General features: G+C 43.6%; 30 protein-coding genes. 14 read left to right on the top strand and 16 right to left on the bottom strand.

Annotation, left to right across the window (positions count from 1 at the left end; all coding sequences use genetic code 11):
- Genes ACJVC5_RS16140 through ACJVC5_RS16125 form a run of 4 tightly spaced genes read right to left on the bottom strand, consistent with a single transcriptional unit; the run spans position 1 to position 2,423 of the window.
- Positions 1–564, bottom strand: coding sequence for a YceI family protein (locus ACJVC5_RS16140; RefSeq protein ID WP_408096569.1), 564 nt, complete (start codon positions 562–564; stop codon positions 1–3).
- Positions 565–575: 11 nt separating this feature from the next.
- Positions 576–1,454, bottom strand: a complete 879-nt coding sequence (locus ACJVC5_RS16135; RefSeq protein WP_408096568.1) for a hypothetical protein — start codon at positions 1,452–1,454, stop codon at positions 576–578.
- A 4-nt stretch (positions 1,455–1,458) separates the two neighbouring features.
- Positions 1,459–1,884, bottom strand: coding sequence for a hypothetical protein (locus ACJVC5_RS16130; protein ID WP_408096567.1), 426 nt, complete (start codon positions 1,882–1,884; stop codon positions 1,459–1,461).
- Entirely contained in the window at positions 1,884–2,423 is a 540-nt protein-coding gene (locus ACJVC5_RS16125; RefSeq protein WP_408096566.1) for a redoxin family protein, read from the bottom strand. Before ACJVC5_RS16125 ends, ACJVC5_RS16130 begins: the two co-directional genes overlap by 1 nt.
- An 85-nt stretch (positions 2,424–2,508) precedes the next feature.
- Between ACJVC5_RS16125 and ACJVC5_RS16120 the strand changes: the two genes are divergently transcribed.
- The 3 genes from ACJVC5_RS16120 (at position 2,509) to ACJVC5_RS16110 (ending at position 4,297) form a co-directional block, all read left to right on the top strand.
- Entirely contained in the window at positions 2,509–2,892 is a 384-nt protein-coding gene (locus tag ACJVC5_RS16120; RefSeq protein WP_408096565.1) for a FixH family protein, read from the top strand.
- A 77-nt stretch (positions 2,893–2,969) separates the two neighbouring features.
- Positions 2,970–3,377, top strand: a complete 408-nt coding sequence (locus ACJVC5_RS16115) for a hypothetical protein (RefSeq protein WP_408096564.1) — start codon at positions 2,970–2,972, stop codon at positions 3,375–3,377.
- The gene (locus tag ACJVC5_RS16110; protein ID WP_408096563.1) at positions 3,374–4,297 is read left to right on the top strand and encodes a hypothetical protein; all 924 of its coding nucleotides are present in this window, start codon (positions 3,374–3,376) and stop codon (positions 4,295–4,297) included. Before ACJVC5_RS16115 ends, ACJVC5_RS16110 begins: the two co-directional genes overlap by 4 nt.
- On the opposite strand, the gene ACJVC5_RS16105 is transcribed toward ACJVC5_RS16110, so the two are convergent.
- Entirely contained in the window at positions 4,298–5,587 is a 1,290-nt protein-coding gene (locus ACJVC5_RS16105; protein ID WP_408096562.1) for a M24 family metallopeptidase, read from the bottom strand.
- Positions 5,588–5,681: 94 nt separating this feature from the next.
- Between ACJVC5_RS16105 and ACJVC5_RS16100 the strand changes: the two genes are divergently transcribed.
- Complete coding sequence (locus ACJVC5_RS16100; RefSeq protein WP_408096561.1) at positions 5,682–7,361, top strand: AMP-binding protein; 1,680 nt, start codon at positions 5,682–5,684, stop codon at positions 7,359–7,361.
- Positions 7,362–7,786: 425 nt separating this feature from the next.
- On the opposite strand, the gene ACJVC5_RS16095 is transcribed toward ACJVC5_RS16100, so the two are convergent.
- The 4 genes from ACJVC5_RS16095 to ACJVC5_RS16080 all read right to left on the bottom strand — a co-directional run bounded on the left by ACJVC5_RS16095 (position 7,787) and on the right by ACJVC5_RS16080 (position 11,219).
- Complete coding sequence (locus ACJVC5_RS16095) at positions 7,787–8,881, bottom strand: hypothetical protein (RefSeq protein WP_408096560.1); 1,095 nt, start codon at positions 8,879–8,881, stop codon at positions 7,787–7,789.
- A 136-nt stretch (positions 8,882–9,017) separates the two neighbouring features.
- Complete coding sequence (locus ACJVC5_RS16090) at positions 9,018–9,902, bottom strand: hypothetical protein (protein WP_408096559.1); 885 nt, start codon at positions 9,900–9,902, stop codon at positions 9,018–9,020.
- Positions 9,903–10,050: 148 nt separating this feature from the next.
- Entirely contained in the window at positions 10,051–10,449 is a 399-nt protein-coding gene (locus tag ACJVC5_RS16085; protein ID WP_408096558.1) for a hypothetical protein, read from the bottom strand.
- Complete coding sequence (locus tag ACJVC5_RS16080) at positions 10,446–11,219, bottom strand: DUF2092 domain-containing protein (RefSeq protein ID WP_408096557.1); 774 nt, start codon at positions 11,217–11,219, stop codon at positions 10,446–10,448. Before ACJVC5_RS16080 ends, ACJVC5_RS16085 begins: the two co-directional genes overlap by 4 nt.
- A 135-nt stretch (positions 11,220–11,354) precedes the next feature.
- Here ACJVC5_RS16080 and ACJVC5_RS16075 point away from each other — a divergent pair, with 135 nt between their 5' ends.
- Complete coding sequence (locus ACJVC5_RS16075) at positions 11,355–11,774, top strand: DoxX family protein (protein ID WP_408096556.1); 420 nt, start codon at positions 11,355–11,357, stop codon at positions 11,772–11,774.
- A gap of 65 nt (positions 11,775–11,839) precedes the next feature.
- Entirely contained in the window at positions 11,840–13,423 is a 1,584-nt protein-coding gene (locus tag ACJVC5_RS16070) for a phospholipase D-like domain-containing protein (RefSeq protein WP_408096555.1), read from the top strand.
- On the opposite strand, the gene ACJVC5_RS16065 is transcribed toward ACJVC5_RS16070, so the two are convergent.
- Positions 13,420–14,097, bottom strand: a complete 678-nt coding sequence (locus ACJVC5_RS16065) for a type 1 glutamine amidotransferase domain-containing protein (protein WP_408096554.1) — start codon at positions 14,095–14,097, stop codon at positions 13,420–13,422. The two genes, ACJVC5_RS16070 and ACJVC5_RS16065, sit on opposite strands and share 4 nt — an antisense overlap.
- 65 nt (positions 14,098–14,162) lie before the next feature.
- On the opposite strand from ACJVC5_RS16065, the gene ACJVC5_RS16060 reads away from it, so the two are divergent.
- Positions 14,163–15,515, top strand: coding sequence for an alanine/glycine:cation symporter family protein (locus ACJVC5_RS16060; protein ID WP_408096553.1), 1,353 nt, complete (start codon positions 14,163–14,165; stop codon positions 15,513–15,515).
- Here the strand turns inward: ACJVC5_RS16060 and ACJVC5_RS16055 are convergent.
- Positions 15,507–16,403 (bottom strand): LysR family transcriptional regulator, encoded by an 897-nt coding sequence (locus ACJVC5_RS16055; protein ID WP_408096552.1) that lies wholly within the window; start codon positions 16,401–16,403, stop codon positions 15,507–15,509. The two genes, ACJVC5_RS16060 and ACJVC5_RS16055, sit on opposite strands and share 9 nt — an antisense overlap.
- Before the next feature lie 91 nt (positions 16,404–16,494).
- Between ACJVC5_RS16055 and ACJVC5_RS16050 the strand changes: the two genes are divergently transcribed.
- The 3 genes from ACJVC5_RS16050 to ACJVC5_RS16040 are packed head-to-tail and all read left to right on the top strand — an operon-like array spanning position 16,495 to position 18,834.
- Entirely contained in the window at positions 16,495–17,601 is a 1,107-nt protein-coding gene (locus ACJVC5_RS16050) for an S-(hydroxymethyl)glutathione dehydrogenase/class III alcohol dehydrogenase (RefSeq protein WP_408096551.1), read from the top strand.
- Positions 17,602–17,609: 8 nt separating this feature from the next.
- Positions 17,610–18,428: an S-formylglutathione hydrolase gene (fghA, locus tag ACJVC5_RS16045; protein WP_408096550.1), complete on the top strand. Its 819-nt coding sequence runs from the start codon at positions 17,610–17,612 to the stop codon at positions 18,426–18,428.
- Positions 18,429–18,435: 7 nt separating this feature from the next.
- Positions 18,436–18,834, top strand: coding sequence for a ketosteroid isomerase-related protein (locus ACJVC5_RS16040; RefSeq protein ID WP_408096549.1), 399 nt, complete (start codon positions 18,436–18,438; stop codon positions 18,832–18,834).
- Positions 18,835–18,855: 21 nt separating this feature from the next.
- Here ACJVC5_RS16040 and ACJVC5_RS16035 read toward each other — a convergent pair whose 3' ends face one another.
- Positions 18,856–19,935, bottom strand: a complete 1,080-nt coding sequence (locus tag ACJVC5_RS16035; protein ID WP_408096548.1) for a hypothetical protein — start codon at positions 19,933–19,935, stop codon at positions 18,856–18,858.
- 9 nt (positions 19,936–19,944) lie between these two features.
- Positions 19,945–20,736 (bottom strand): TIGR02147 family protein, encoded by a 792-nt coding sequence (locus ACJVC5_RS16030; protein ID WP_408096547.1) that lies wholly within the window; start codon positions 20,734–20,736, stop codon positions 19,945–19,947.
- Positions 20,737–20,859: 123 nt separating this feature from the next.
- Here ACJVC5_RS16030 and ACJVC5_RS16025 point away from each other — a divergent pair, with 123 nt between their 5' ends.
- Together ACJVC5_RS16025 and ACJVC5_RS16020 are read left to right on the top strand one after the other, a co-directional pair.
- Positions 20,860–21,213: a DUF333 domain-containing protein gene (locus ACJVC5_RS16025; RefSeq protein ID WP_408096546.1), complete on the top strand. Its 354-nt coding sequence runs from the start codon at positions 20,860–20,862 to the stop codon at positions 21,211–21,213.
- A complete protein-coding gene (locus tag ACJVC5_RS16020) occupies positions 21,210–22,388 on the top strand; it encodes a hypothetical protein (RefSeq protein WP_408096545.1) in 1,179 nt (392 codons plus the stop codon). Before ACJVC5_RS16025 ends, ACJVC5_RS16020 begins: the two co-directional genes overlap by 4 nt.
- Here the strand turns inward: ACJVC5_RS16020 and ACJVC5_RS16015 are convergent.
- A complete protein-coding gene (locus ACJVC5_RS16015; protein WP_408096544.1) occupies positions 22,385–23,644 on the bottom strand; it encodes an Hsp70 family protein in 1,260 nt (419 codons plus the stop codon). The genes ACJVC5_RS16020 and ACJVC5_RS16015 overlap by 4 nt on opposite strands.
- Positions 23,645–23,714: 70 nt before the next feature.
- On the opposite strand from ACJVC5_RS16015, the gene ACJVC5_RS16010 reads away from it, so the two are divergent.
- A complete protein-coding gene (locus tag ACJVC5_RS16010; protein ID WP_408096543.1) occupies positions 23,715–24,152 on the top strand; it encodes a hypothetical protein in 438 nt (145 codons plus the stop codon).
- Here the strand turns inward: ACJVC5_RS16010 and ACJVC5_RS16005 are convergent.
- Both ACJVC5_RS16005 and ACJVC5_RS16000 read right to left on the bottom strand, forming a co-directional pair.
- Positions 24,141–24,635: a TlpA family protein disulfide reductase gene (locus ACJVC5_RS16005; RefSeq protein WP_408096542.1), complete on the bottom strand. Its 495-nt coding sequence runs from the start codon at positions 24,633–24,635 to the stop codon at positions 24,141–24,143. The two genes, ACJVC5_RS16010 and ACJVC5_RS16005, sit on opposite strands and share 12 nt — an antisense overlap.
- An 8-nt stretch (positions 24,636–24,643) precedes the next feature.
- Positions 24,644–25,510: an AraC family transcriptional regulator gene (locus tag ACJVC5_RS16000; RefSeq protein WP_408096541.1), complete on the bottom strand. Its 867-nt coding sequence runs from the start codon at positions 25,508–25,510 to the stop codon at positions 24,644–24,646.
- Positions 25,511–25,599: 89 nt separating this feature from the next.
- Between ACJVC5_RS16000 and ACJVC5_RS15995 the strand changes: the two genes are divergently transcribed.
- Complete coding sequence (locus ACJVC5_RS15995; RefSeq protein ID WP_408096540.1) at positions 25,600–26,304, top strand: YceI family protein; 705 nt, start codon at positions 25,600–25,602, stop codon at positions 26,302–26,304.
- The last annotated feature ends 1 nt before the right edge of the window (position 26,305 follow it).

The raw sequence follows: 26,305 nt of genomic DNA, 5'->3' as shown, positions 1-26,305 counted from the left end.
TTACTTACAAGATACGTCGAACTTCGCGTCTAGCTTAAGGTCAACATCGGCCCAAGTTTTGCCTTCGTGAAGCGCTTTACAGGCCTCATTAAGAGCGGCCAGTTCTTTTGACATTGAGAAGTCTAGCACGTTGATTGAACCAGAGAGAGTCGCCATCTTTTCAACAACAGCAACTTTCATCGGAACTGATTTCGTTACACCGTTGATGGTGAAAGCAACTGTTGCCGTGTCTTTCTCCATTTTTTCAACTTTACCTTCAATCTTGATCGGCTTACCGGCAGATGTGAAGAAGTTATCAACGATCTTCTTATCTCGGGCCGGGTTACCAGAATTTACACTTGATGAATCAACTGTAAATGTAGAGCCCTTGATCGCTGCTTGAATTGTTTCTGCAGGTTTTGAAGTGATGGTGAACTTGTCGAACTTGGCCCCTACTCCAACTTTTTTAGGAGTCTTGAAAGCTGTCCATGAAAGGTTTGAACCTTCTTGAACGTACTTAGATACACAAGCGGCCTGTGCACCAATTGAAAGAACTAAAAGCGAAGAGAAAACTAGAAATTTCATATTTGCCTTCCTTAGCGCTGCCAGCGCTTTTGATAGAAAAGAGTAATCGATTTACTCAAAGACGTATTATAGGGAGAACCGAAAATAGTTTGATCACTGTAACTCATAATCACACTTTGCTGTTCTGTAATCATATAGCTTAAAAGTAAAGAACCGGTGGCGTATCGCTTAAGTTCGCCCTTGGATGGAGTTGTACCTACAACATCTGTTGGGTCTTCGTAGTACCAGGCGATCAGGGCACCAAGTCTTAGTTTGCTAAAATTATATCCACTTCCTACAGAAATGCTTCCACCATTATTGGGTTTCACAGTTCCTTTCGTGGTTTTGTTATTTACCTTTTTGTCAAAAGAGTGGTGAAACTCGAAGTTTGCGTTCGCGTCCCAACGGCGCCAGTTTTTAACGAGTACTGTTCCGGCCCCTACCCCCCAGAAACCTCTGCCACGACTATCAATTCCACTCCCATCTTCTGATTCGTAAATCGAGCGTCCGGTTGGAGTGATAAGGGACAGGTATCCAATGCCTTTAGGGCGATAAGGATTATAGTCCCAGTCTGGAAGATACTCATATCCTAATTGAAAGGCGATATCTCCGAAACCAGCGGAACTATCTGCCATGGCCCCTTCTCTCACACGTTTTTGATACGGAACAGAAAAACCCGCCTGCCAACGGTCAGCAAAAATATGGGCCCCTTCAAATTTATAAGTTTCAGTATGATCATCTTCTTTGCGGTGACGCCAATCACCGTTGGTGAAAACGTCAGCATAGATTTTCGCGTAATTATAACTTAACGCTAGTTGCGCCTTATCGTCGGATGTAATGATTGAGGGAATAGTGAAGCCAGCACCACAACAAGGGGCCCCGTGGGCCATATTTGTTAGAACTAAGAACAAAACACTAAATAGTAATTTGCTGAATCTTCTCTTCGACAACATCATTTCCACTCTTGAGCTGATAACGAATATCCCAAGGTCCTGGCATGATGAAAAAAATGTCAGAGGCCCGATAAACTCCTTCTTCGATGAACGTCATCGTTACTGGAGAAGAGCCGTGGCCCATACTTGGCATCCATAGAAGGATGAATGGAGTATGAGTAGGTGAGATAAAAGTATCCGGATGATCTTTATGATAAAACTTTAATAACATGCGACCGAATTCACTCTCGGTGGGCCTTTGTTCCCATTCGGTCTTGAGACAAACATCGTCTTCTGCAAAATACATTTCACATTCTGCAGAGAGACCGTCGATCGCTTTGGTGCCAGAAACATAGTTAGGGTCTGCACAAGAAATCAGTATAAAAAGAAGTGGAAGAAACTTGAACATTAGTCCCTACCAATCTGGCAGCCCAAGGTACGGGCCTGTTTCACTTTGACTTCTTCACCATTCACAACGTTTTTAATGGCGTCTGCGAGATAGAACGTATCGGCCTTGGCCGAAACACTTGAACTGGTGACTCCGCCTTTAAAAAGAATTTCACCGTTCTTAGAAACTAAGAATGAATGAGGAGTTCTGTAGGCCCCAAAGAGATCAGCGATTTTCGCTTTATCGTCCTGGAGAACATTGAAGTTCAGGTTCTTTTCAGTGAAGTACTCAAGAGTGCTCTTCGCATCTTCATCAGTGTTTGAGTGAACACCGATAAAATCAACTTGGGGATAATCTTCTTTGAGTTTTTTAAGGTAAGCGATGTGACCATCAGAACAAGGACAAACAGCAGACAAGAAAACAATCGCAGTAGCAATCTTAGCGTCTTCCCATTTCCAGGAGAGGTTTTCACCAGATTTAATCAATGGTCCGTTCAAGGCCGGAAGAGGTTTTGCGATTGCTGCACCGATCCAGAGAAGGCCCAGTAGAAAGAATTTCATGCGGGAAATTTATCATCAAAATGATGCATTCAAAAGAGATATAAAGTGATATAGCTAGGCCATTCATGAAAGGGGATTTCACTCTATGAAACTTATTGCTTTTCTTTTAGGTCTAATGGCCAGCTTAGGTGCTTTCGCTGAATCTGGTTCAGTATGTTCTAACGCAACTTCAGTTTGTGCTTCGTACGAGTCTGAAGCGGACTTTACTTCGAAACAAGAGGGCCGCTTTGCACTTAAATTAACATCTCATTCAGATGAAGAATTAACTTTAGTTAAGGTGGACCTTTGGATGCAAATGGGGAACCACGGTCATGGGTCTTCGCCTCTAAAAGTTGTGGCCGTTGCTCCTAATGAGTACGACGTAACTAAGGCCTTCTTCGTGATGAAAGGCCAGTGGCAGATCAGAGTGAAGTATAAGCAGGCGGAAACAGAAGAAACGCTTATCCTTCCCATCATGATCCGAGAGTAGCGCTCGGAAATCCTAGGTAAATTTAGCTCTTTTTGGAAATCCCAACACTTTCAATTTAGAATAGTGTTGGGGTTTTCATGATTCAAAAACTAATTCTCATTCAGGTCCTTTGCTTGTTCTCATTCCATGTGGGAGCTGCCTGTGTTCAATTGCAGAAACTCTATGGGGTTTTGAACACTGAAACCAAGGCCTGGACCACTCATCTGATTGATGCCCCTCAAAAGTTTTGTGAGAAAGTTCCTGAACCTTCAAAACCAAATGTTGAGATCATCGTAAAAAAGAAAATGCAGCATTATCGAACCAGAATTTTTACTTCACTGACCGAATATTGGGACCATCCTGAAAAAAATGGTTCTTGGTCAGGAGGCAAACGTCAAAGTGAGCTGGTTGAAGTTAATGCGTTCATTCCCGGCTGGTACAAAGGAAGCACTCTCATTATCAAAGAGATTTCTTCCGGAAAGATCATGAAGGAAGTGAAGCTATGAAGATCTTGCTGGGCCTTCTCACTGTGCTTGGGGCCTCTTCGGTCTATGCGCAAGACGTTTATAAAATCGTTATGTATACCGATCCTGATGCCAAAACTCGTGCTGAAGAATTTAAAGAATATCTTCTCCAAAAACCCCCTTTCAATAAGCTTGGCGACAAGGTTCAAATTGCCATTGAAGAACTTTCGGTTGAGACAATGGACTGCAAGAACGACATGCCTGATTCGCCTCGAATTATTCATTGTAACCGAGAAGAGCTCTTTCGCTTAAAGGCCCTGGCGAAGGCGAATCTTGCTTTGGCATTCACTTCAAAAGGAACTGGTGGTGCCGGAGGGGCGATTCCAGTGGCCTCAAAAGATTATCCGATTCAAACCATGTTTCATGAAATGCTTCACGCTTTTGGATTTGATGATGAATATGATTATTCTGAGAGTGAGAAGAAGGTCTATTGCGACCAGCTGACGCCAGCACCAAACATGGTTTATTTTAAAGATAATCCACCTTATGTAGATGATCCTGCGGCCAGAAAAAAACATGATAAAGATGTTCCATGGATGGGAAGAATTCCGTCTGAAAACTTAATCGTCACGATGGGAAATCTTGGTTCGCAATTTACAAAAGTTGTTAAAGGGGAGCAAGCACCGGGGCTTTTCCGAGGAGGATCTTGTAACACTGATGATAAACCTGGTTGGCGACCTTATCAGGACTCCATTATGAAGGGATATGATGACGATACCATTTATCCTCTTTATGAAGAAGTGATCCTTAAAAACATTGAAAGTTCGATGGGGAAGAAAGTCGCTAAGGACAAAAAATTCGAAGATCCTTCACCTCCGCCTCGCTGCCTTCAGCACAACCATGAAATGGAAATGCTAAAAGGCCACGAAGAGGAGATGAAAGAGATCACGAAGCATATCTGATTATTTCTCAACTATCGCAGTGAGATTTTCCGGGCCGTTCTTTGTCACAAGAATATCGTCTTCGATACGAATGCCACCGAAGTCTTTCCATTTCTCAACTTCAGACCAGTTGATGGCATCTTTAAAATCCTTGCGAGTCATTTCATCATCTAAAAGGGCCGGAATAAAATAGAGACCTGGCTCTACGGTCATAAGATGCCCTTCACGAAGTGGCATATCAACTCGAAGACGAGCCCCGGCATATTTTTTTGGATTTGGATTATATGGTCCGCCCACATCACGAACACGAAGGCCCACCATGTGTCCCACACCGTGAGGGAAGAAGACAGCAATGGCACTTGTTTCAATTGCTTCTTCGGCACTGATTTTGAGAATGCCTAAATCATTGAGACCTTGGGCCATCACTCTCGCTGAGGCAAGGTGAACGTCCTTCCAATCAACTCCTGGGCGGCAAAGAGCAATGGAAGTTTCCTGGGCCTTAAGCACCAGATCATGAATCATTTTCTGACGAGAAGAGTAGGTACCGTTGACCGCAAAGTTACGAGTGATGTCGACACAATAATCGTGAACATCAGCACCGGCATCAATCAACACGTGCTCACCATCTTTAAGCACTCGAGGGGTAGGGATGGCGTGAAGTATGGCCGAGTTCGTTCCTGTTCCAACGATTGAATCATAAGGAAACTTTTCTGAGCCCGCACGAAGGACCTCTGTCTCATATTCAATCTGAATCTGACGTTCAGTGAGTCCGGGTCTAATAATGTTTTTAATTCTCTTATAACCTTCATTGGCCATATGGGCGATGTTTTGGATGAGTTTGATCTCTTCTTGATCCTTCACTCGGCGAACTTGGTTAAAAAGTTCCTGAAGTTTTATTCTCTCTTCTTCGGCCACTTTAGATAAGTGACGGTGTTGATCAAATTGACCAATGAGATAAGTTTTTGCGGGTGCTTTTTTTGAGAGCCAAGAATCGAAGTTCTTGATGTCCTCACCGGCAATCACTTGCTCTGTACCGCCTTCCCAGATTCTTTCATCGCGAGAGATAGGAAGAACATAATCAATCCAACCATCTTTCTTACTGAAAGCACTTACTCCAAAGGGACGTCTTGATCCGGTCAACCAGAAATAGTCCGGGTGAGGTAAAAACGTATATGTCTGATCGTGGCCGCCTGGTTTTTGAATGGGAGAACCGGCGAAGACAAGCACTATATCTTGCTCAGATAGTGCGGGTGAGAGAGCAGATGCGACTAGATTTTTTCTTGTGTTAATGGCGTTTTGCGTGAAAATCATTGAATACCTCGTGTGGGAGAGTGTAGCACAGAATATTGGACCCCGCATCTTGTGGACCTTATAGACTCTCCCTAATGTTTTCTCAGGAGTTTATATGTCAAAAATCAATACTAAAAAGTTTCTAGAGGCCCGAGACTTCCTTCTCAAGCATCGTTTGGATTATCAGAAGTGTGTGGCCGAGTTTCGATGGCCCGAGTTTCAGGATTTTAATTGGGCCCGGGACTGGTTTGATGTTTATGCTCAGAATGTTTCCAAGACCGCTCTTTGGATCAAAAAAGAAGACGGTTCAGATATCAAGTTGTCATACAAAGAACTAAGTGAGCGCTCAGATCGGGTGGCAAACTTTCTACAAAGTTTAGGCGCGACTCAAGGATCACGGATTATTGTTCTCCTTCCGAATGTGGTTCCGATTTGGGAACTGATGCTTGCTTCCATTAAAATTGGCGCCATTCTTGTGCCGACTTCCACTCTCGCGACGAAAGAAGAAATTCAAGACCGTTTAACTCGCAGTGGGGCGAAGTTTTTAATCACGGAACCATCACTTATATCGAAAGTTCCAGAGATGTCAGAGCTCACTCGCGTTCTTTTTGGAGCGAAAGAAAAAGACTGGAGAAACTACGAAGACGCTTATGCAAGTGAGGCCAAGTATCAACCGGTAAAGACCCTGGCCCAGGATCCCTTGCTTCTGTACTTTACTTCGGGAACGACCTCGAAAGCAAAACTCGTTCAACACACTCATCAGAGTTATCCAGTGGGACATCTTTCAACCATGTATTGGATTGGTATTCAGGAAAATGATCTTCACCAAAATATCTCTTCTCCTGGTTGGGCGAAACATGCCTGGAGTAGTTTCTTTGCTCCTTTCAATGCAGGGGCCACGACCTTGGTGCATGATTATGCTCGTTTCAATGCTCAAAATTCCATTAAGCTTTTAAAAGAAGCGAAAGTGAATACTCTCTGTGCTCCTCCTACTGTATGGCGAATGATGATTCTGGAAGACCTGGGAGAAAAACCAAACGATCTCCGAGAAATTGTAAGTGCGGGAGAACCTCTTAATCCGGAAGTGATTGAGAAAGTTGAAAACTCTTGGGGACTTCAGATCCGCGATGGCTATGGGCAATCTGAGACGACAGCACAAATTGGAAATTCTCCCGGACAACAAATTAAACCAGGCAGTATGGGGCGACCTCTTCCGGGTTACAAAATTTCACTCTTAGATGCGAACTATGACGTTTCTAGAGAAGGGGAAGTTTCCATTCATCTTGATGAGCGACCAATTAGTCTTATGAGTGGTTATGTTGATGATCATGAGAAGACCCAAGCAGTGATGCAAAAGGGATTTTATCGCACCGGAGATGAGGCCATGATTGATGATGATGGTTACATTTTCTTTGTTGGCCGAGGAGACGATGTCTTTAAGAGTTCTGATTATCGCATTAGCCCTTTTGAACTTGAGAGTGTTTTGATTGAACACGACGCCATTGCTGAAGCGGCGATTGTCCCTAGTCCCGATCCCTTAAGAACCAGTGTGGCCAAGGCCTATGTCACTTTGAAACCTGGAATAAAACCTTCCCGTGAAGTGGCCGAGAAAATTTTAAAGTTCGCCAAAGACGCTCTTCCTCCCTATAAGCGCATACGTAAAATTGAATTCCAGGAATTGCCTAAAACCATCTCGGGAAAAATTCGTCGCGTGGAACTCAGAAAAGCCGAGGCCGCGAAAGTGGCAAAGAACGAGAAGGGTGAACAGGAATATTTTTTGAGTGATTTTGAATAAAAAGGGGCCAAAGAGGCAAAAAAAAAGCCCTGTACTCTCACACACAGGGCTTTTTACCAACAGTCGAAACAACTACTCTCACACAGTTGCTTCGATGGCTGGAAATTAGCACTGAACGACCCCTGATGGAATGAAACTCTGGCCCCTAATGCAACAAAATGTAGCAATTCTCTGCAACAGGCACTTTTTATAGGAATGGTGGGGGATTTGGATTTTGGGCAAAAAAAAAGCCCTGTACTCTCACACACAGGGCTCACCCAACAGGCGATATGAAGCTCTCACACATTCATGTCGCTGATAACTATAGATTACTACTAGTTATGGGTCAGGAAAATGGTTCTCTTTAGAATTTTGCTACATTCTGTAGCATTTGTCTGCAACGGGCAGGAGTTATATGAGGCCAATGAATTGGACTCAAGTTTCTATCAAAAATTTAACTCCACAGGCGAAACGCAACGTACTGAGCCATTGCGGTTATTGATGAACGGGGAATATGTCGTTGAGGCGTCTTGAGTGTTAAAGATCATGATGCTTCGACCACGGACTGTAGATGACCAGTACCAGCTGCTTTCCTCTGCTCCAGTCTGGAACTGGAAAACTCCTAGGACCGATTCTCCGGAAATCTCAAATTCAGTTCCAGTAGGAAGGCGCCACTTAAACTCGTCTAAGTAACCCATTTCTTCCGTGGCCGTCTTACAAGCTATTTGAGCACTGGCGTGCCCCATCTTCGAGGGAAGTCGATCACTCCAAAGGATGTTGTTATTCACATCCAACCAAACTTCTTTGAGTTTTTCGGTTCTTGTCACCAGAACCATATTGAACCGCTGGGCCACTTGATACGAACAATTCTCCATGCGCTCTTCAAGAGTTCCCGAGAGACCACAAGGTCGATTGGCGTAACTAGGTTGCTGAAGGGACTCCATGATATGTTTTCCAATGACCGACCAATCTGGATTGGTGGCCATAAGCTGAGACACTAAACGACGAGTGTTCTGTGAAGTGGTTTCACCCAGGGCCTTACGGCGAATTGAATAGATGGCCTCGTGAAGAATAAGTGCCGCTTTATTAACATTATCGAGATGGTTGTAGATTTCCTGTGAAACGAAAACTTCGCCGGCCTCAGTGTAGTTGGCAAGTTGTTCAAACTCACAACCTTTCTTTTTAATCACTGGAAAAGCATCATCGGTAGACTCAAGTTCATGGCCTTCTGGAATGAAGATAAGGTTCTTCTCAATCAAATTAATCTCTTTATTTAATTTCGAAGCGAAAAGAACATACTTACGAACGCGCTCTTGAGCGACCTTGACCAGTTCTTCTACTGAATTAAGTTCGACCGCATAGTTTTTCTTGAAAAGTAGACGACCTTCATAGGTGTCGAGAAGTTCTGCGGAAGTGATTTGATAATTACTGTCTCTGCAAACGATTGAGTATCCGCCATTACCTTTTTCACCCGCGGCCATGACTTTTAAGCAGAATAATAATCCGGCCAGCATTGTCGCGACTAAGAGGTATTGTTTCATGAGAGATACTCCAATTACTTTCTTAAGGACGGCCTATATACCGCCCTTAGTTCCGAAAGTTCAAGGAGATCAAAAGATTTTTTATTGCTACAAAATGTAGCGCACACGAAGTGTGTAATTATTTTAAACTGCCCTACTACAATGGTGTTAGTGCCATCTTAAGCAGCACTTCATTATAGAAGTATACAAACACATCTAAGTGATCTTTGAGACGCTTCGGATCCTTGGTCGTGCACCAGGTTTTTCGAATAAGACGATTAACATTCGCACGAAGAAGAGCACAGGTATGATTCACGATGAAAAGCGGATCAAACTGCACCTTTTTAAGCTCTCCCTGTCCGGCAACACATCCGCGCTCACTTTTAAATGTCAGATGCTTGGCTTTAGGTAAATAAGCCGAAACAAATCCCGGATACCTCTGGTGCTCATCACTTTTCACTAAGACTTCCGATGACACGATCGGAGTGATGGTCTGAAACAATCTCGTGAGTCCTTCAAAGTGTTCGTCTTTTCTCTGTCCGTACTTCTTCAGTGCGAACCTTGAAAGATGTCCGAAGGCGGGAATCTGCGAGACCTCTACCGCTAAAATTCTCCGTCGATTTTCATCCACACAAATCGAAACACTCAAAGGTTTGAGCTTCGAGTTCTCTTTCGTAATAAGATCATCAATTTGAATGTTATGGATCCTACCTTTCAACTTTAGAAGTGACTCTTGATTGAGTCGCCGACACTTTTTTCCCAAGAAAGATAATTTGCGCTCGACCGTTGTTCGATGGATACCCAAGAGAAGCGCAGATCTTCTTAAAGAGTTTCCTGAGGCAAGAAGCTTCAAAAGCGGAAAGTTAACCCGTCTTTTCTTTTGCCGATAAGCTTCCGAAAAAGTGGCATTGGAAAAACGAGTTCCACAGTTTTTACATCGAAATCGCTGGATCACTTTTGAATCGTCTTTACGACGAAAATGACCGTCACGGATCACAAAATGAGGAAATGCGCAGGATGGATTAGGGCATGTTTTATTCATGTCCCTGAACCAGCAAAATGAGTTCCAAGTTTTGGTTTTCTAAGTAGTGAAAGTTTAAGAGTATGTGACGCGAGACTTGGAAAAAATTTACTGGTGTTAAGGGAAAAAGTTATTGGCCCCAACACCAGTAAAAGAGAGCAGTTCTTAATTATTTAGGAGGATTCACCACAACGTATTGAACACTACTTCCCACATACTGTGGTTGATACCAGGTTGAACCACACTGACTGTAGGTCACACCATTCACAACTGTGTTCACACAGGTTGGAGGAATGGAGTGAACAATCGAACCAATCGCCGCGGCCGTGACAACTGCCGCCCCTGTTACTGCTGCGGCGGTGGCAATGGGATGATAAGAAGCAGGGTAGTAGCCGTGCCAGCCTCCACCCACGATGTTCACATTTCTGTTCACATTTACATTGAGGTTGCGATTCACATTGAGGGGGGCGCCACCTCGGGCGCGAATACCGCCGGCCGAAACGGTTCGATAGGCAAATGCGTTTGATAAAAGTCCCAGACTAGTGAAAGCAATCAGAAGGTATTTCATGGGACCGCCTTTTGTTTTGCAACAACGTCTTCCTCAGAGGGATTGATTTCGATTTTATAAGAACCTTTGGGGGCCCTAAATTCAAAGTCTTTTTGCTTTAATTTTGGGTCTACGTTCCACTTTAATTCGGCCGCGAATTGAGGACGAGTTTGATCATCATTAGCGGTGTAGATCAGTTTTTTAGGCAGGGGCCTTTCACCTTTTGTCACCCACAATTGCCAGTCAATATTTCCCTGGCGAATCGCAAATTGTTCGACGACGACTTCACCAAACTTGGTCTCTCCTATGTAGGTGGCGACCTTAATATTGTTTGTCGGTGCCTTGCTCGTTCCCCAATCAAATAGGTCTTCCAGAGGTAAGACAATCTTGTATTCATTTTCAATTTGTTCCATTAATTCAGCAATGGTGTCCGGTGCGGCGATCTGTCCATAGAACTTGGTCTTAGGATCATAGATGGTCATGGAGGTCCCATCATAATAATACTTACGATGTTTATGATCGGACTTAAGTTCTGCATAGAGCTTGTTGGGATTCATGACTTTGTAGTGAAGGTCCCCGGGGTATTCAAACTTCTGATTGTCTTCGGTCACGATCTCAAAAGTAAAATTCGATTTAACTTCGAATTGCTTCAGGCCTCGAAGGTATTTCCCCATTTCCTCGATCCTGCTTACTACCTCAGGGTCAACTTTTCCGTTTTCCTCTTGAGCATAAAGAGTAGGTGTGCAACTGATGACCAAGAACAGAGAAAGGAAAAGTTTAAAAGCTTGCATGTGACTACTCCTTGATTGAAGACATTTTGTCGTGACGATAACTTCCCGTCATGTGCAACCGCGAATTAAGTGACTTGCTTAGAAAAGAATTTGGTAGGATGATGAAGGAGTTAACTTTTTTTATGGAGAATCAAGATGAAAGCGCTTTTGTTCAAAGCTGTTCCTGAAAAGTGTAATGTTCATGAATTATCAATGTTTGTTCCTCGTGTGTTTTTTGGTCTGACAATGGCGTTCTCTCATGGTCTGGGTAAAGTTCCTCCTCCGGATATGCTAGTTGGTGGCATTGAGTCCATGGGACTACCAATGCCGATCGTCTTCGCGTGGCTAGCTGCCCTTTCTGAATTTGCCGGTGGGGTTCTTCTTGCTCTTGGACTCCTGACTCGTCCGGCGGCCCTTTTTCTTTCAATCACAATGGCCATGGCGGGCCTTATTGTTCATATGAAGGATCCTTTCAATGTAAAAGAGATGGCCTTCTTATACCTGGCGGTCTTTATTATGTTCGCTATTCGCGGTAGCGGAAAATGGTCGGTAGACTATTTGATTAGTCGGAAATAGGAAAAATACTCTCCCCACTAGAGAAATACCTGACTCAAGGTACACTTATGTGGGGAGGATCTCTGATGAAGTTTTCGCTTTCACTACTAACATTGGCGCTAGTAGCATCTACTGCTTTTGCGCAAAATGACATCCAGGTGGTGGAACTTCCAGAGCAAGCACCAGTCGTCACGGTTGATCTTACCCAACCAACAGTTCCTGAAGAAGCTCCCATTTCGGCCATGCGGGCACCGGATGTTCCGCCTTATCGCAAACACTCCACAGAAAAGCATCAAATGAGAATCATTAATTCTGGCATGGGCTCCCTGTATGCTCGTGTAGACATGATTCGTCGTGCGGAAAAGAGCATTGATCTCGAGTCTTATATCTTTAATGATGATAAGGCCGGAAAAATTATCTTAAAAGAACTCGCGGCCGCGGCCCAGCGAGGAGTCAAAGTTCGTCTCCTGGTGGACAACTTTTTTGGCGTGTTTAAGATGGATGAATTCTATGCCCAAGAACTCAAGAAGAAGGGCATCGATGTTCGGTACTACAACACTTATCCATTAGTTGCTCTTTCGACTTTTCAGTCACGAAATCACAGAAAGCTCATGGTGACAGACGGAAAAGAGGCAATCACCGGTGGCCGGAACATCGCTGATGAGTACTTTGATCTTTCAGAAAAATACAATTTTCTTGATCGCGATGTAACGGTTGAGGGAGAGATCGTTAAGACCATGGACGAGAGTTTCGAGAAGTATTGGAACTCGGACATGACTAAGGAGCCTGGCCCACCGAGAGAACCTAGAGAAAGTGATTACACCGATAATGATTTCCAATACAGAATTGATCGGGATCGTTATAGAGCAAAACTCGCAAAGGCCGCAAAGCTTCTTGATGCGGACCCTGAACATGATCGCATTTTGAAATTTATGGAAGAGGAAGGAAAGCAGATGTTCCTTTCTCATGAAAAACGTGATTGTCCTGAAGTTGCCTTCGCCACTGATAAAGAGGCCGGGGGATTTGTCGCCCGACTAAGACGTGGTAACTATGATCAAGAGTATCGCCACCTTCGTCGTGAAATCATGTCATGGATGGACCAGAAGGCGAAGGATGAAGTGATCTTTGATACACCTTACTTTCTTGCCAATACTGTGAGTGATAAAATTTCTCAATTCCTAAAAGAAACGAGGACCAAAATTACTGTCATGACCAACAGTCTTGCTTCATCGGATGCCGTGCCGGTGGTGACAGTGTTCTCTGATCACGTGACAAACTATACGACCTATCCTGATTTCAAGGCCTATGTTTATAAGGGCAACTACAATAACGAGACTAAACTCATTGATGATAAAGTAAAGAATTCGACCTGGGGAACTCACTCGAAGACGACGGTTTTTAGTGATGAGTCTTTCATGATCGGTTCATTCAACATGGACAACCGTTCTAGTTATTACAATTCAGAGCTGGCGGTTTTCTGTAGCGGCAGTAAAGAACTTACAAAAGACGTGAGAAATAATATTGAAGAAAGAATGGGGAACAGCCACAAGCTTGATTCAAATGGTGACATGGAAGTTTGTGAAGACGAGGCCCTTAGTATCAGTCCGCTTAAAAAGGCCCTTTATTGGCTTCTCAAAGTCCCAAGCCACCTCATGCAGCATCTTCTTTAATGAAGCTTTCTTAGAAGCTTCTGGGCCGCTTCCGCGGATGATGCCGGATTCTGTCCAGTGATGATGTTTCCATCTTCCACCACATAAGGGCCCCAGTCCTTGCCGCGCTTGAAATTCGCCCCTTGCTCTTTAATGCTGTCTTCTAAAAGGAACGGCACCACTTTAGTGAGTCCTACCGCCTCTTCTTCGCTATCGGTAAATGCAGTGATGGTTTTACCTTTTAAAAGGGGAGCACCCGACTTGTCCTTGGCATTCACCATTGCCACTGGACCGTGACAAACGGCCGCAACCGGTTTGCCAGCATTGGCCATGGCCTCAATGAAGCGAATGGAGTCTTTATTGTTGGCGAGGTCCCACATCGGTCCGTGACCTCCTGGATAAAAGATCGCATCGTAATCATCAAAGCGAACATCAGTTAATTTTTTAGTTGAGGCGAGAAGTTTCTGAGCTTCGGAATCATCTTTAAAGCGTCTGGTCGACTCAGTTTGATTTTCTGGATCATCACTCTTTGGATCCACAGGTGGTTGGCCGCCTTTCGGAGTCAGGAGAGTGATATCAACACCCGCATCTTTAAAAACATAATAGGGGGAAGCGAATTCTTCGAGCCAGAAACCGGTTGATTTGCCCGTGTTTCCTAATTGATCGTGACTTGTGAGAACCATAGCAATTTTCATATGTACCTCTCTTGAGAAACCACTTATCCTTAATAGTAGAAATAGGAAAATAAAGGGTACACATAATGTTGAATCAAATTGAAATCTGGACAGAATCGCTTGTCTCAATTGTATGGGGACTTCCCTTAGTTTTTTCTTTGTGTTTTTCAGGACTCTTTTTCACTGTCTATTTTGGCCTTCCTCAATTCAAATTTTTTAAGGATGCTGTTCTCATCATCATGGGAAAATTCGATAAGCACGAAACGAAAGGTGAGATCTCTCACTTTCAGGCCCTGTGTGCGGCCTTGTCAGCAACTGTTGGTCTGGGAAATATCGCGGGAGTGGCGGTTGCGGTTTCTCTAGGAGGCCCAGGTGCGATTTTCTGGTTATGGGTCGCGGGCTTTCTTGGTATGGCCACGAAGTTTACTGAAGTAACACTGGCCCTTAATTTCCGTGAGGTGGGTCCTACGGGTAAAGTTCATGGTGGCCCGATGTACACCATGAAAAATGGTTTGAAGAAATTAAAACCAATGGGGCATGTCTATGCTGTCTTCATCGTGCTTTCATCGTTTGGGATTGGAAATATGTTTCAATCAAACCAAATGGCCTCAGTACTCACGACTTCACTTCAAATTCCCACATGGATTTCGGGTCTGGCACTGGCGGCGATGGCCGGACTCATTCTTATTGGAGGGATTAGAAGAATTGCCAATGTGACAGATAAACTTGTTCCTTTCATGATTGGTATTTATATTTTAGGAGCTCTCGGCATTCTTCTTTATAACTATCAGCACCTTCCAAATATGTTCGCTCTTATTTTTGAGGGGGCCTTCAATGGTACTGCGGCCGTTGGTGGATTTGCCGGTGCCGTCTTTAAAGATGTGGTGATCATGGGAATGAGACGAGCAACATTTTCAAATGAAGCGGGTATGGGATCTGCGGCGATTGCTCACTCCGCGGCCAAATCAACCGCCGGTGAAGAAGGAATTGTGGCCCTCCTGGAACCATTCATTGATACGGTCGTGATTTGTTCAATTACGGGCCTTGTGATCCTTTCAACTGGTGCCTGGAATCAAGCTGGTATTGCTGGATCAGAGATGACCGCTTGGGCCTTTGAAAGTGTTTACGGAGTCTTTGGAAGAGGAATTGTGACTCTGACTGTGATTCTGTTTGCCTTTTCTACGGTGGTCTCTTGGTCATATTACGGCGAGCAAGGAGTGGTGTTTCTCTTTGGTGAGAAGTACGTTCCAGTTTATCGTTATGTCTTCATCTTCTTCATTTTTGTAGGTGCCGTGATTCAGCTCAAGATTGTGATGAATATCTCAGACACGGTGAATGGACTTTTGGCGGTACCAAACCTCATTGCGACTTATCTCCTTCTCGATGTAGTAAAGAAGAGCATCGTTGAATTTAAAAAGAAAAAAGAAAGTCTAAAATAAAACGTCTGGGTAACCTTCGCTTAGGGCCTTTTTCACTTCAGTGATAAAGGTCTTAACGTTGATGTTCTGCTCGTGACGAGTAGGAGTCACGGCCCAAATGTCCATCTTCCCTTCACTAAAATCCTCTAAGATTGAAACCAATCGCCCTTTCTGAATTTCATCAAAAACGTAAGAGCCTGGTAGCCTCACAATCCCCAGACCATTCTTGGCCGCTCTTAAGAGCACACGTGGATTATTGGTTTTGAGATTTCCATTCACCTGCACCTGAAGCTTTTTTCCGTTCTTCTTAAAGGTCCATTGGTTTTGCCCAAGGCAATTATGGAGAGTCAGGTCTTTTGGTTCTTTGATCGGTGAATTGGCCTGCAGATAGCTTTTACTGGCGCAGATAAATTCACGACGAGAGGCGATCTTTTGGGCCTTAAGACTCGAATCAGGAAGATGCCCAAAACGAATGGCCACATCATATTTCTCGGCGATCAGATCTACTATGCGAGCATCAAAGTTTAGTTCAATTTGAAGTTCAGGGTAATCCTTCGCCATTTTGATTACCACCGGGGCGATATAGTTCTCGCCAAAGATTCCGGCCAAGGTCACACGGAGAGTACCTCGAGGTTTTTCAGAAGAGTGAATGATGTCTTGCTTGGCCCCTTCAAGTTTTTCCAATGAGGCCTTACTGTCCATCAAAAATTTTTCACCACGGCTCGTTAATTGGATCTTACGCGTTGATCTCAGAAACAATGCAATGCCTAGATCTTCTTCCAGCTGACGGATTGTTTTACTGATGTGACTTTTCGAGACGCCGAGAGACTTTGCCGCTTTGGAAAAACTTCCAGTTTCGGCAACTTTGACAAACGCAATAACTCCCTGAACCCATTTGATTGTTTCCATAGGGAAACAGTGTTGTTCCTTCGGGGTAGATAGTCAAGAACAACCAATGGGCCTATCATTCTTATTGTATAAAATACCAAAGGAGTGACCGATGAAAGTGAAAGCAGCTGTGGCATGGGGACCAAATCAACCCCTAAGCATTGAGACCGTGGACCTAGAAGGACCAAAGAGCGGTGAAGTTCTAGTTCGTATCGTGGCCTCTGGTGTTTGTCACACGGACGCTTATACGCTTTCTGGTGTTGATCCTGAGGGGATCTTCCCGGTTATCCTTGGGCACGAAGGTGCAGGAATTGTGGAAGAAGTGGGTGAAGGAGTGACGTCACTGAAAAAAGGCGATCACGTTATTCCACTTTACACTCCAGAGTGTGGCACTTGTAAATTCTGTAAGTCAGGTAAGACCAACCTTTGTCAGCGCATTCGCGAAACTCAAGGTAAGGGCCTTATGCCAGATGGGACAACTCGTTTCTCGAAAGACGGTAAACCTATCTTCCATTACATGGGAACATCAACATTTGCTGAGTACACAGTGTGCGCTGAGATCTCTCTGGCAAAGATTGATCCAAAAGCTCCTCTGGATAAAGTGTGTCTTCTTGGTTGTGGTGTAACGACTGGTATCGGCGCGGTTCTTAATACCGCCAAAGTTGAGAAAGGTGCTAACGTTGCCGTTTTCGGCATGGGTGGTATCGGTCTTTCTGTGATCCAAGGTGCGAAGATGGCCGGAGCAAATAAAATCATCGCCATTGATATCAACGATGCGAAATTTGAAATGGCAAAAGATTTTGGTGCCACTGATTTCATCAACCCAACAAAAATTAATTCTGTGACGGAAGAAGTGATCAAACTCACTGACGGTGGCGCGGATTATTCATTTGAGTGTGTGGGTAACACAAAACTCATGAGACAAGCTTTAGAGTGTTGTCACAAAGGCTGGGGAACTTCAGTCATTATCGGTGTGGCCGCGTCCGGTGAAGAGATTTCTACTCGTCCGTTTCAACTGGTAACAGGAAGAGTTTGGAAAGGTTCCGCGTTTGGTGGTGTAAAAGGCAGAACTGAACTTCCTGGTTACGTTGACCGATATATGAAGGGTGAAATTAAAATTGATGAGATGGTGACTTTCACTATGCCAGTTGAGCAAATCAATGAGGCCTTCAAATATATGAAGGAAGGAAAGAGCATCCGTAGTGTGGTGACTTTTTAAGAGGATCTATGAAGCTACTTAAACAACATAAAACTTTTGAGGGTCATACAAGTTTTTGGTCCCACGATTCAGCGGAAACAAAAACTGAGATGAAATTCTCGACCTTTGTTCCTCATGGAGAGATCAAGGGCTGTATCATCTGGTTATCGGGTCTAACTTGTACGGATGAAAACTTTATCACCAAGGCCGGCGCTCAGAGAATTCTTGCCAATGAGAAACTCATGGTGATTTGTCCGGACACTTCTCCTCGTGGACTCAATCTTCCAGGGGAGCATGATGGCTATGACTTTGGATCAGGAGCAGGTTTCTATGTAGATGCCACAACTCCTGGTTATAAAGATCATTATCGGATGGATAGCTATGTGATGAATGATCTTTACAAGGTGATTCAAGAACATTTTAAAACGACCAATATCTCCATCATGGGTCATTCTATGGGTGGCCATGGTGCCTTGGTTCTGGCCCTCCGAAACCCTGATAAGTTTAAGGCCGTTTCTGCTTTTTCACCGATTGTGAATCCAACGGTGGTTCCATGGGGACAGAAAGCATTCTCAGGCTATTTGGGTGAAGATCAAACCCTCTGGAAAAGTTATGATTCTTGTGAGCTAATGAAGGCGGGAAAAAAACACGCATCAAAAATCCTTATTCACCAAGGCTCAAAGGATGAGTTTTTGGCGAGAGAACTGAAACCGACCAATTTTATCGTGACGGCGAATTCAGTTGCTCAGGACTATGAATTGATTATTTGCGAAGGCTACGACCATAGCTACTACTTCATTTCCACTTTTATTGAAGAACATATTAAGCATCACGCGAGATATTTTTAGGAGCATTATGAACACAACTGAACTTATTCAAGCTTATTACAAAGCTTTTAACGAAAAACGTTTTAAAGATATGCTAGGTCTTCTGACTGATGACGTGATCCACGATACCAATCAAGGTGGCCGCTCAGTAGGTAAAGAGGCCTTCACTTTGTTCCTGGGTGAAATGGACACTTTTTATGATGAGTTCCTGGACAATATGGTGATCATGACTTCTGCAGACGGAAAAAGGGCCGCGGCCGAGTTCATCTGTAACGGAACTTACAAATCAACTTGTGAAGGTCTTCCACCTGCAAGAGGCCAGAAGTATCGTTTACCTGTGGGATGTTTCTTTGAAGTCAAGGGTGACAAGATCGCCAGAGTCACAAACTACTACAACATGAATGATTGGTTAAACCAAGTTAAGTAAAAAAAGGGCCCTTCGGGGCCCTTATTTAAGTTTCGTTACACAACGAACAGATTCAACTTTCTTATCACTTAGATACTCGTAACTCATCTCACCAGAGCCACCATCAAAAACCATCGCGAATTTTGCTTTCACGGTGCTGGTCCAGAATTTATAAGGGCCATCGGCACCTACGTTATTAGGAAGAACATAAGCAAGAAACTCTTGCGGGCCAAAGTACTCGGCACTTGTCGGGAGACGCCACTTATATTGATTTAAGTAGGCCATCTCAGGCATGTCTTTTTCCTGGCAGGCCTTTTCGGCCATGAACTGGCCCATCTTTGATGGAAGGCGATCACTCCAAAGAAGATTACTGCTGAAGTCTTTCCACACTTCCTTCATGTCTGTAGTTCTTGTCACGAGATACATACTTCCAATCGGACGCGCTTGATAGCTGCAGCTCTCAATTCTTTCTTCCAGAGAACCTTTTAGGCCACAAGGAAGTTTCTTGGCGTCTGGTTGATACATGGATTCATTGGTCAAACGATCAATGATTTTTTGATTCCCGTTTTTGGCCAGAATGTGGGCCGTAAGACGGCGCGTGCTTTGTGAGGTTTCATCTCCGCGGGCCTTTCTTCTTAAAGAGTAAATCGCTTCATGCAATCTGAAAGCGGCCTTATTCACATTGTCGAGTTGCTCATAGATTTCCTGAGAAACAATCAGTTCGCCCTCGTCAGTATAATTGGCAAGCTGCTCGAACTGACAACCCTTCTTTTTGATTACTGGGGAGGCGTCATCGGTTGACTCAAGTTCATTTCCAAGAGGGATGAAGATCATGCTCTCATCCACCGTGGCGAGTTCTTTTTCAAGCTTTGAAGAGAAGGCCGTATGTTCCTTCATTTTGTATTTCGCAACAGTCAGAAGAGTGTCTACCGCGAATTCGTCAGTCGGGTATTCCAATTTATAAAGTGTTTTACCTTCATAAATATCCAGAAGCTCGGCCGAAATAATGAAATTGTTCTCATCACGACAAACAACAGAATAGCCACCATTCCCTTTTTCTCCACTGGCAAAGGAGTTGAGACTGAGAGCAAGTAGACCTGCAAAAAGGAAGATGTTTTTCATGAGAGTCTCCTAATGCTTTGTTGTGTCTTCAATCTTGGTCAAGGGATAGAACTGAATCGCCAACTGATAGACATCAGTACGATCGCCGCCTTCGAGCATCTCAATCATTTTTAAGCGGAACTCACGAATGATGGATTTGGCCTCTGGTAGTTTGCTCAGATCTAGTGCCATAGTTAAAGAAGAGAAGTCACGTAACTCAACAGCAATTTCGTCTAGCTTCGTAGCACCCATCGAAAGGACCTCTTTGTGAGAATCACGCAGGGCCTGGCTCTTAATGTCTTCAGTGGTTGTAATCCGGGCATGGGCCTTCTGAAGTTTTCCTTCAGCATTTCTTTCTAACAGCCCGCAAGTCAGTAAGTTCTTAATGACGACATCTACACGGTTTGGTGTGAGGTCCAGTTTTATGGTGATTTCTTCTACTGTCCCTTGGAAATCTTTGACGTCAAAAAGCTCGAGAAGAGCATAGTGTTCCCATTCTGCGATCACTTTATAATAGGACTCATCCAGAATGAAACGTGTGTCTTCATCGGAAAGTTTAATCTGATCCAGGGCCGATTTACTGCGGATTAAACTCTCCATAAAGAGCGTTTTTTCCTTCGGACCGAGATTTAATTTTTGGGCCACGCTTGCCGAGTCCTTCATCGGAAGAGGACGCTTACCATTGATGATTTGGCTTAGAGTTGCAGGATGGATTCCAATATCTCGAGCGTACGCGCGAAGCGAGTAATGAGGATTGTTTCTCTGCTTGATAGAGAGATCCTCTCTTAACTTTGTAAGATAGTATGCCTGACCATTTCCCATGGGATTGAATGTAGCACGGGAATTGCTACGGGCCAGATTCGTGTGTAAACAATATGTAGCGGAATCGCGGAAGTGAAACTTTTACATACTAAATGAATCCGATGAAGTGTCGAAAAGACCATTATGAAGTCCTTAATACCCGTCATTCTCTTCGTATTACCTCTGGTCTGTGCTGGAGAAGAACTCTTAATGGGTAAAAAGACCATTCAGATTCAAAAGGTCCAGGGACTTTCAGTGAATGCTGAATGTGCCCGCAAGATCGAGGACTGTCTTAAACTCGTAAGTGTCGTCCCAATGAAGGCCGAACCGAAGGGCCCCATGGGTACAGTGGGTAATCCCGCCTCAAAGTATTGCGCTTCCAAAGGCGGGGCCAGTGTCATCCTCGAAGACAAGGGCCACAATCAATATGATTACTGCGTCTTTAAAGAAAAGTATTTGGTAGATTCCTGGGACCTCTATAGAAAGGAGAAGAAATGAAATTCTTTTTCCTTCTTCTTTTTCCCATGATGGCCTGGGCGCAAGAATATCCTTACTATACAGCCCCTGAAGGATTTGAAGAAACATCTGGAACTCGAAAAGAGATATCACCTAATACTCCCATTAAGGCCCAAGACGGGATTGGTGTTTGTTATGGGTTTTCGGCCACAAGTCTTTTAGAGCACTATCGTTGCAAAGAACTTGCGCTCAATTGTAACGACCCTAGAGAAAGACTTTCTTCGCTTGATGTGACTTCTTACTATCAGAAAGGTGAGTTGGAAGAAGGTGGAAACGCTTTTAGAATTTTTTCTAATCTTGAGCAGATGAAAAATCCAAGAATTGCCCTTGAAGAATGCGCGAAGTTCAGCGATCTCGTGTATCGGATCAATATGGGGAATTATTCTTATACAGAAGAAGAAAAGAACGGCTGGAACTTATTGGCCCAGAAGTGGAATGAATATAAAGGAATCGGAATCACTAGAAATGATTGCGTGAACTGTTTAGTGGAGTCGATAAAAAAAGAACTCACAAACCTTCAGACTCCGGCAGAGCAGATTCGAGAAGCTTTTGTAAATGCCAGGGACCTTAATGACTTTCTTTATCGCTCTATTCTTCCCAAGAAGTGTCTTTCTCCGGAAGAGACGGTGAGTATCCCCAAATTTAAACCGAATAATTTCCCACTTTATAATGAGAAGCTGACTCCGGAAAGCTTAAATAAAAAAATCCAATCATTGCTACTTTCTGACATTCCAGTTGAAATGGGAATTTGTACTCAGCCCCTTGAGGACAAAACCAAATGTGCTCATGGAAGTGCTCATTCTGTTGCACTCTTTGGGATTAAAGAAGTTTGTCAGGGGCGTGATTGTCGGGCCATGGTCAAGGTCAAGAACAGTTATGGAATGAGCTGGCAGCGGCAATTTGATGACGGATGGATTGATCTGAATACATTGGTGGAGAGTTCCATTGTCTTAACAAAATTTCAAAATATTAGTTGGCTCGAAAGACCCGGGTTTGTTTTAAAAGAAAGAGTTTTACGTACTGTCTCGGCCAAACCATCTTCTTCAAATAGCGGCGGACTTCCTTCTCAATACAAAGATCACAAAGGAATTTGGAAGTGTCCCGGTGCCAAATATGTTCAAAATTATGAAGAGGGATGTGTCCCTTACAAACCCTAGTTCTTCATCCTGATTGCATACTGAGCAAGACCATTTACCACAGATTGATAAATGTTGTGTTCTTTTAGCTTATCGGCGCCGAAAGTATTTTTTAGGCGTTCTTGAATGAGCGGGAACTGAGATGTACCACCGGTCATAATCACTTGGTCTACTTTGTCAGGAGTAAGTCCTGATTGAGTAAAGACTTCCATCATGGTGTCCATGACTTCGTTTACGGTTAGAGTCACGCTTTCACGATAGCCAGTCTGAGAAACAGGTTGAGTGATGTTGATATCAAGATGATTGTAATGAAAATCCACCACGGGCGATTTCCCAAGGCCAATCTTGGTTTTTTCAATTTCATGGAACAGAGGGAAACCCAGCTGGCATTCGACGAGAGTAAAAAGATTCTGCATTCTGGTCTGATCAGTTTCAGAAAGAGCAAACTTATTAATGTGCTGAAGAAACTCCCAGGTATCTTTCTCGCGGAGGTGAGTGATGTGGGCCGGAGAACAGATCTTCTTTAAAAGATTTTTCGGAAACTTTAAAATGTTGGTGCCGCCGGGAATTTGATATTCATATTGAGAACCGAAATGAGGAGCAATAAAGTCTCTCATCATGACACCATCTAAGACGTCACCGGCCACAAATATTCCAGAAAGACCCAGGATATCGTCTTGAGAGTACTGATTGTGGCGAACTTTCATAAGAGTAAAGTCTGAGGTACCACCACCAAAATCGGTAATAAGAACAATGCGTTCATCGTTAGCACTGGTGGTGTAATCAAGTCCTGCGGCCACGGGCTCCGGGCAGAAAATAATTTCTTTATAGCCCGCGAGTTCAGCGCCCTTTCGCATGCGATCTTCGGCCAGTTGATCTTGTTCTTTATCGAGTGAGTAAAGGGCCGGTCGTCCCAGAATAATTCGATCCACACTTTCGTTAGTATACTTGTTCGCTCGCCTTCTCATCTCTCCCAGGAAAACCGCCACCATTTCTGAGATGTTCATGTTTCGGTTAAAAACCGAAGTGCCGGTATAACCTGGTTCTGGCAGAAATTTTTTGATGGAACGAAAGAAGCGGCCTTCACCTTCATGGCTCACATACTCTTGAATCGCCTCATTTCCAAAAAACCATTTATTTTTCTCAGGAGTATAAATCAAGGAACGCAGAACCAGGCTGGAGTTGAGATCCAGAGGAACGGGCACGATTTTTCCATCGTTTGAGACATAACTAAGTAGGGAGTTTGAAGTCCCGAAATCCACGGCATGATAAGACATAGAGAAATTATAGCTTATGATGTCACAAATCGGTAGAATGAATCGTATTTGCATCAAAAAGGATGGAACTATGAAATTAACTTTATTTGCTTTTTCACTACTTCTTTCAGGAATGGCGGTGGCCGGTCAGGTCGAAGACGCTTTCAAGGCCAACGATAAACTTTTTAATTCTCTTTTAGGTACAGATCAGACCCAGGTCGAGAAAGCGGCCCAGGAACTAGCGACCCTGATTGAAAAGGACAAGACTCCACAGTTGAAAGGACTTAAAGATGGACTCAAGTCACTAAAAGCAATCTCAAAAGCGAATACCAAAGAAAAGAACCTTGAGCTTTATCAAGGTGTGGCCCCATCTTTTGTGACCTTGAGAAGAACTGGCAAAGTAGAAAATTATGAAGTTTATTACTGCCCGATGATTAAAAAGTATTGGGTCCAAAACCAAAAGAACACTCCGGCCGTGAGAAATGTGTTTGCTCAGTATATGCTTGAGTGTGGAGAGTTATCTAAATAACAATTCGGCCTTCCAGATTCCAATAAGGGAAAGTCCTGAACTCCGGTTCGTGATTTTCCCGCTCTCAATTAAGAGAGTCGTTGGAGTCACTTCTACTTTCATGTCTTTAACTAATTCTGGTGCTTCGATAAATTGAAAAGGAAACTTCTCTTGAGAAAGAAACTTCAAGATGGTTTCACGGTTCTCAAATGGGTTAATCGCAAAGATTCTATCTTGTGGGATTTTTCCGTCTTCAACCGAACTTCTTAAGCGCTTCATCTCAAGCTTGCAGGGCCCACACCAAGTGGCCCAAAAAATGGCAATGGCATTTCCACTGGCCGGTGGAAACAGAGTTTCAGTATCAGTGCTTAAATTGTAGGCGTTAACACTGGGAAGTGACTGACCTTCAGAATGAAAGTTATGTAGGGTTCGAGGTACAATCTGATAGAGGAGAAGGCCCAAGAAGATGAAATAAACTAAATTAAGAAGTCTCTTTTTATTCATAAGTGCCTCTATTGGGAAAAATCTTTTCTAAACTTCGCCGGCGTCATCTTCTCATGCAATCTAAAAAATCTCGTGAAGTAATTGGCATCTTCGAATCCCAGTTCATAACCAATGTCAGCGATAGGAACAGATGAGTAGGCGAGATAGCGTTTGGCCTCAAGTAAACATCTTTCTTGAATGAGTTGACGTGGGGCCTTCCCCATTAAACGAGAGAGCTGCATGGTGAGGGCCTTCGGTGTGAGTTTTAATTCTTTGGCGTAAAACTCAACTCGATGTTCGTGCTTGAAATTATCTTCAACCAGATTTCTGAAGCGGTCGAGAATATCAATACTCTTGGTCTGTTTGCCAATGGGACTATTTCTTAAGACCTGAATTAAAAAGGCCATGAGATATCCTCGAAGAGCGAGATCAAGATGCTCTTTTTCGGCCATGAATTCTTCCATCATGAGTTTGGTGACAGTTTTTAATTGTTCAAACTCCTGGGTCTTAAAAGTGAGAGCATCCGGAGTAAAATCTAATTGTTTAATCATGTCCAAAGCATGAGTGCTCATGCCGTGGAGTGAGTCCCGGTTGAATTCCACGACGTAACCCTGGGCCCCTTTCAGCTGCCAGGTATGGACCTGGGCCGGTTTCATCACAAACATCTGGTTCTTCGTGATTTTGTAGGTACTGAAATCAATATGGTGGACTCCTGTTCCGGCCGTCATCAAAATGAGCTGATAAAAGTCATGTTTGTGCGGGAAAGGCACCAAAGGATGGATCCGATTTTCCAGTCTTTCGATCCTGATTGAACTTAAAGAAACCCGTTTAATTCCAAAGGCATCAATGGGGTGAAGTGTGCTGTTATGATGATGGTGATGATGAGTCTTAGACATGCTTTAATGATACCAGAGCTGGGAAGTTTGTGCTATTTTATGTGACATACGTATCTACCCAAAAAAACATAAAATACTATAATGACAGCATGAAACATTTTCTTTTACTTGCCGCTTTAATCTCTCTATCAACCCTGGCCGCTCCATGGCGCTCAAATCGAGATCACTCTGAAATTCTGTTCCAGGTCGGTTATCTCGGAGTTTCGGAACTAACTGGTCGATTCACGGCCTTTGATGCTGATGTGGATCTTGAACCGAAACCAATGAGTTTTAAAAATCTCGATATCAAAATTGATATTAACAGTATTGAGACCGGTAATAAAATGCGCGACGGACATTTAAAGAACTCTGAGTTCTTTGATGCTCGCCAATTTCCTAACATTATTTTCAAATCGAACAAGATTGTTCAGTTGAAAGACAATAAGTTCAAGGCCTCAGGCACGATGACCATCAAAAATATCTCTCGCCCAGCGGACGTTGAATTTACTGTGACTGATTCAGTAAAAGACACTTGGGGATATGAAAATAAATTTGTGAAGTTTGAATCGAAGCTCAATCGTAAAGACTTCAATATCAACTGGAACAAGACCCTTGATAATCAAAAGTATCTTGTCAGCGATGAAGTGACTTATCGTGGTGTATTTCAAATTCAACCGAATGATGGAAAGACCCCTCCAAGTAAACATATGATTCCTGACACTGAATACATCCGTGAAAGGGAAGTTCAACATCGTAAAAACCAAGAAGAGTCGTCCTTTTCGAAAGGACTAAGAAAACTCATCAATGGAAACTAAT

Source organism: Peredibacter sp. HCB2-198, assembly GCF_045999315.1.
Taxonomy (GTDB): Bacteria; Bdellovibrionota; Bacteriovoracia; order Bacteriovoracales; family Bacteriovoracaceae; genus Peredibacter.
This window is presented reverse-complemented; position numbering and strand designations above follow the sequence as displayed.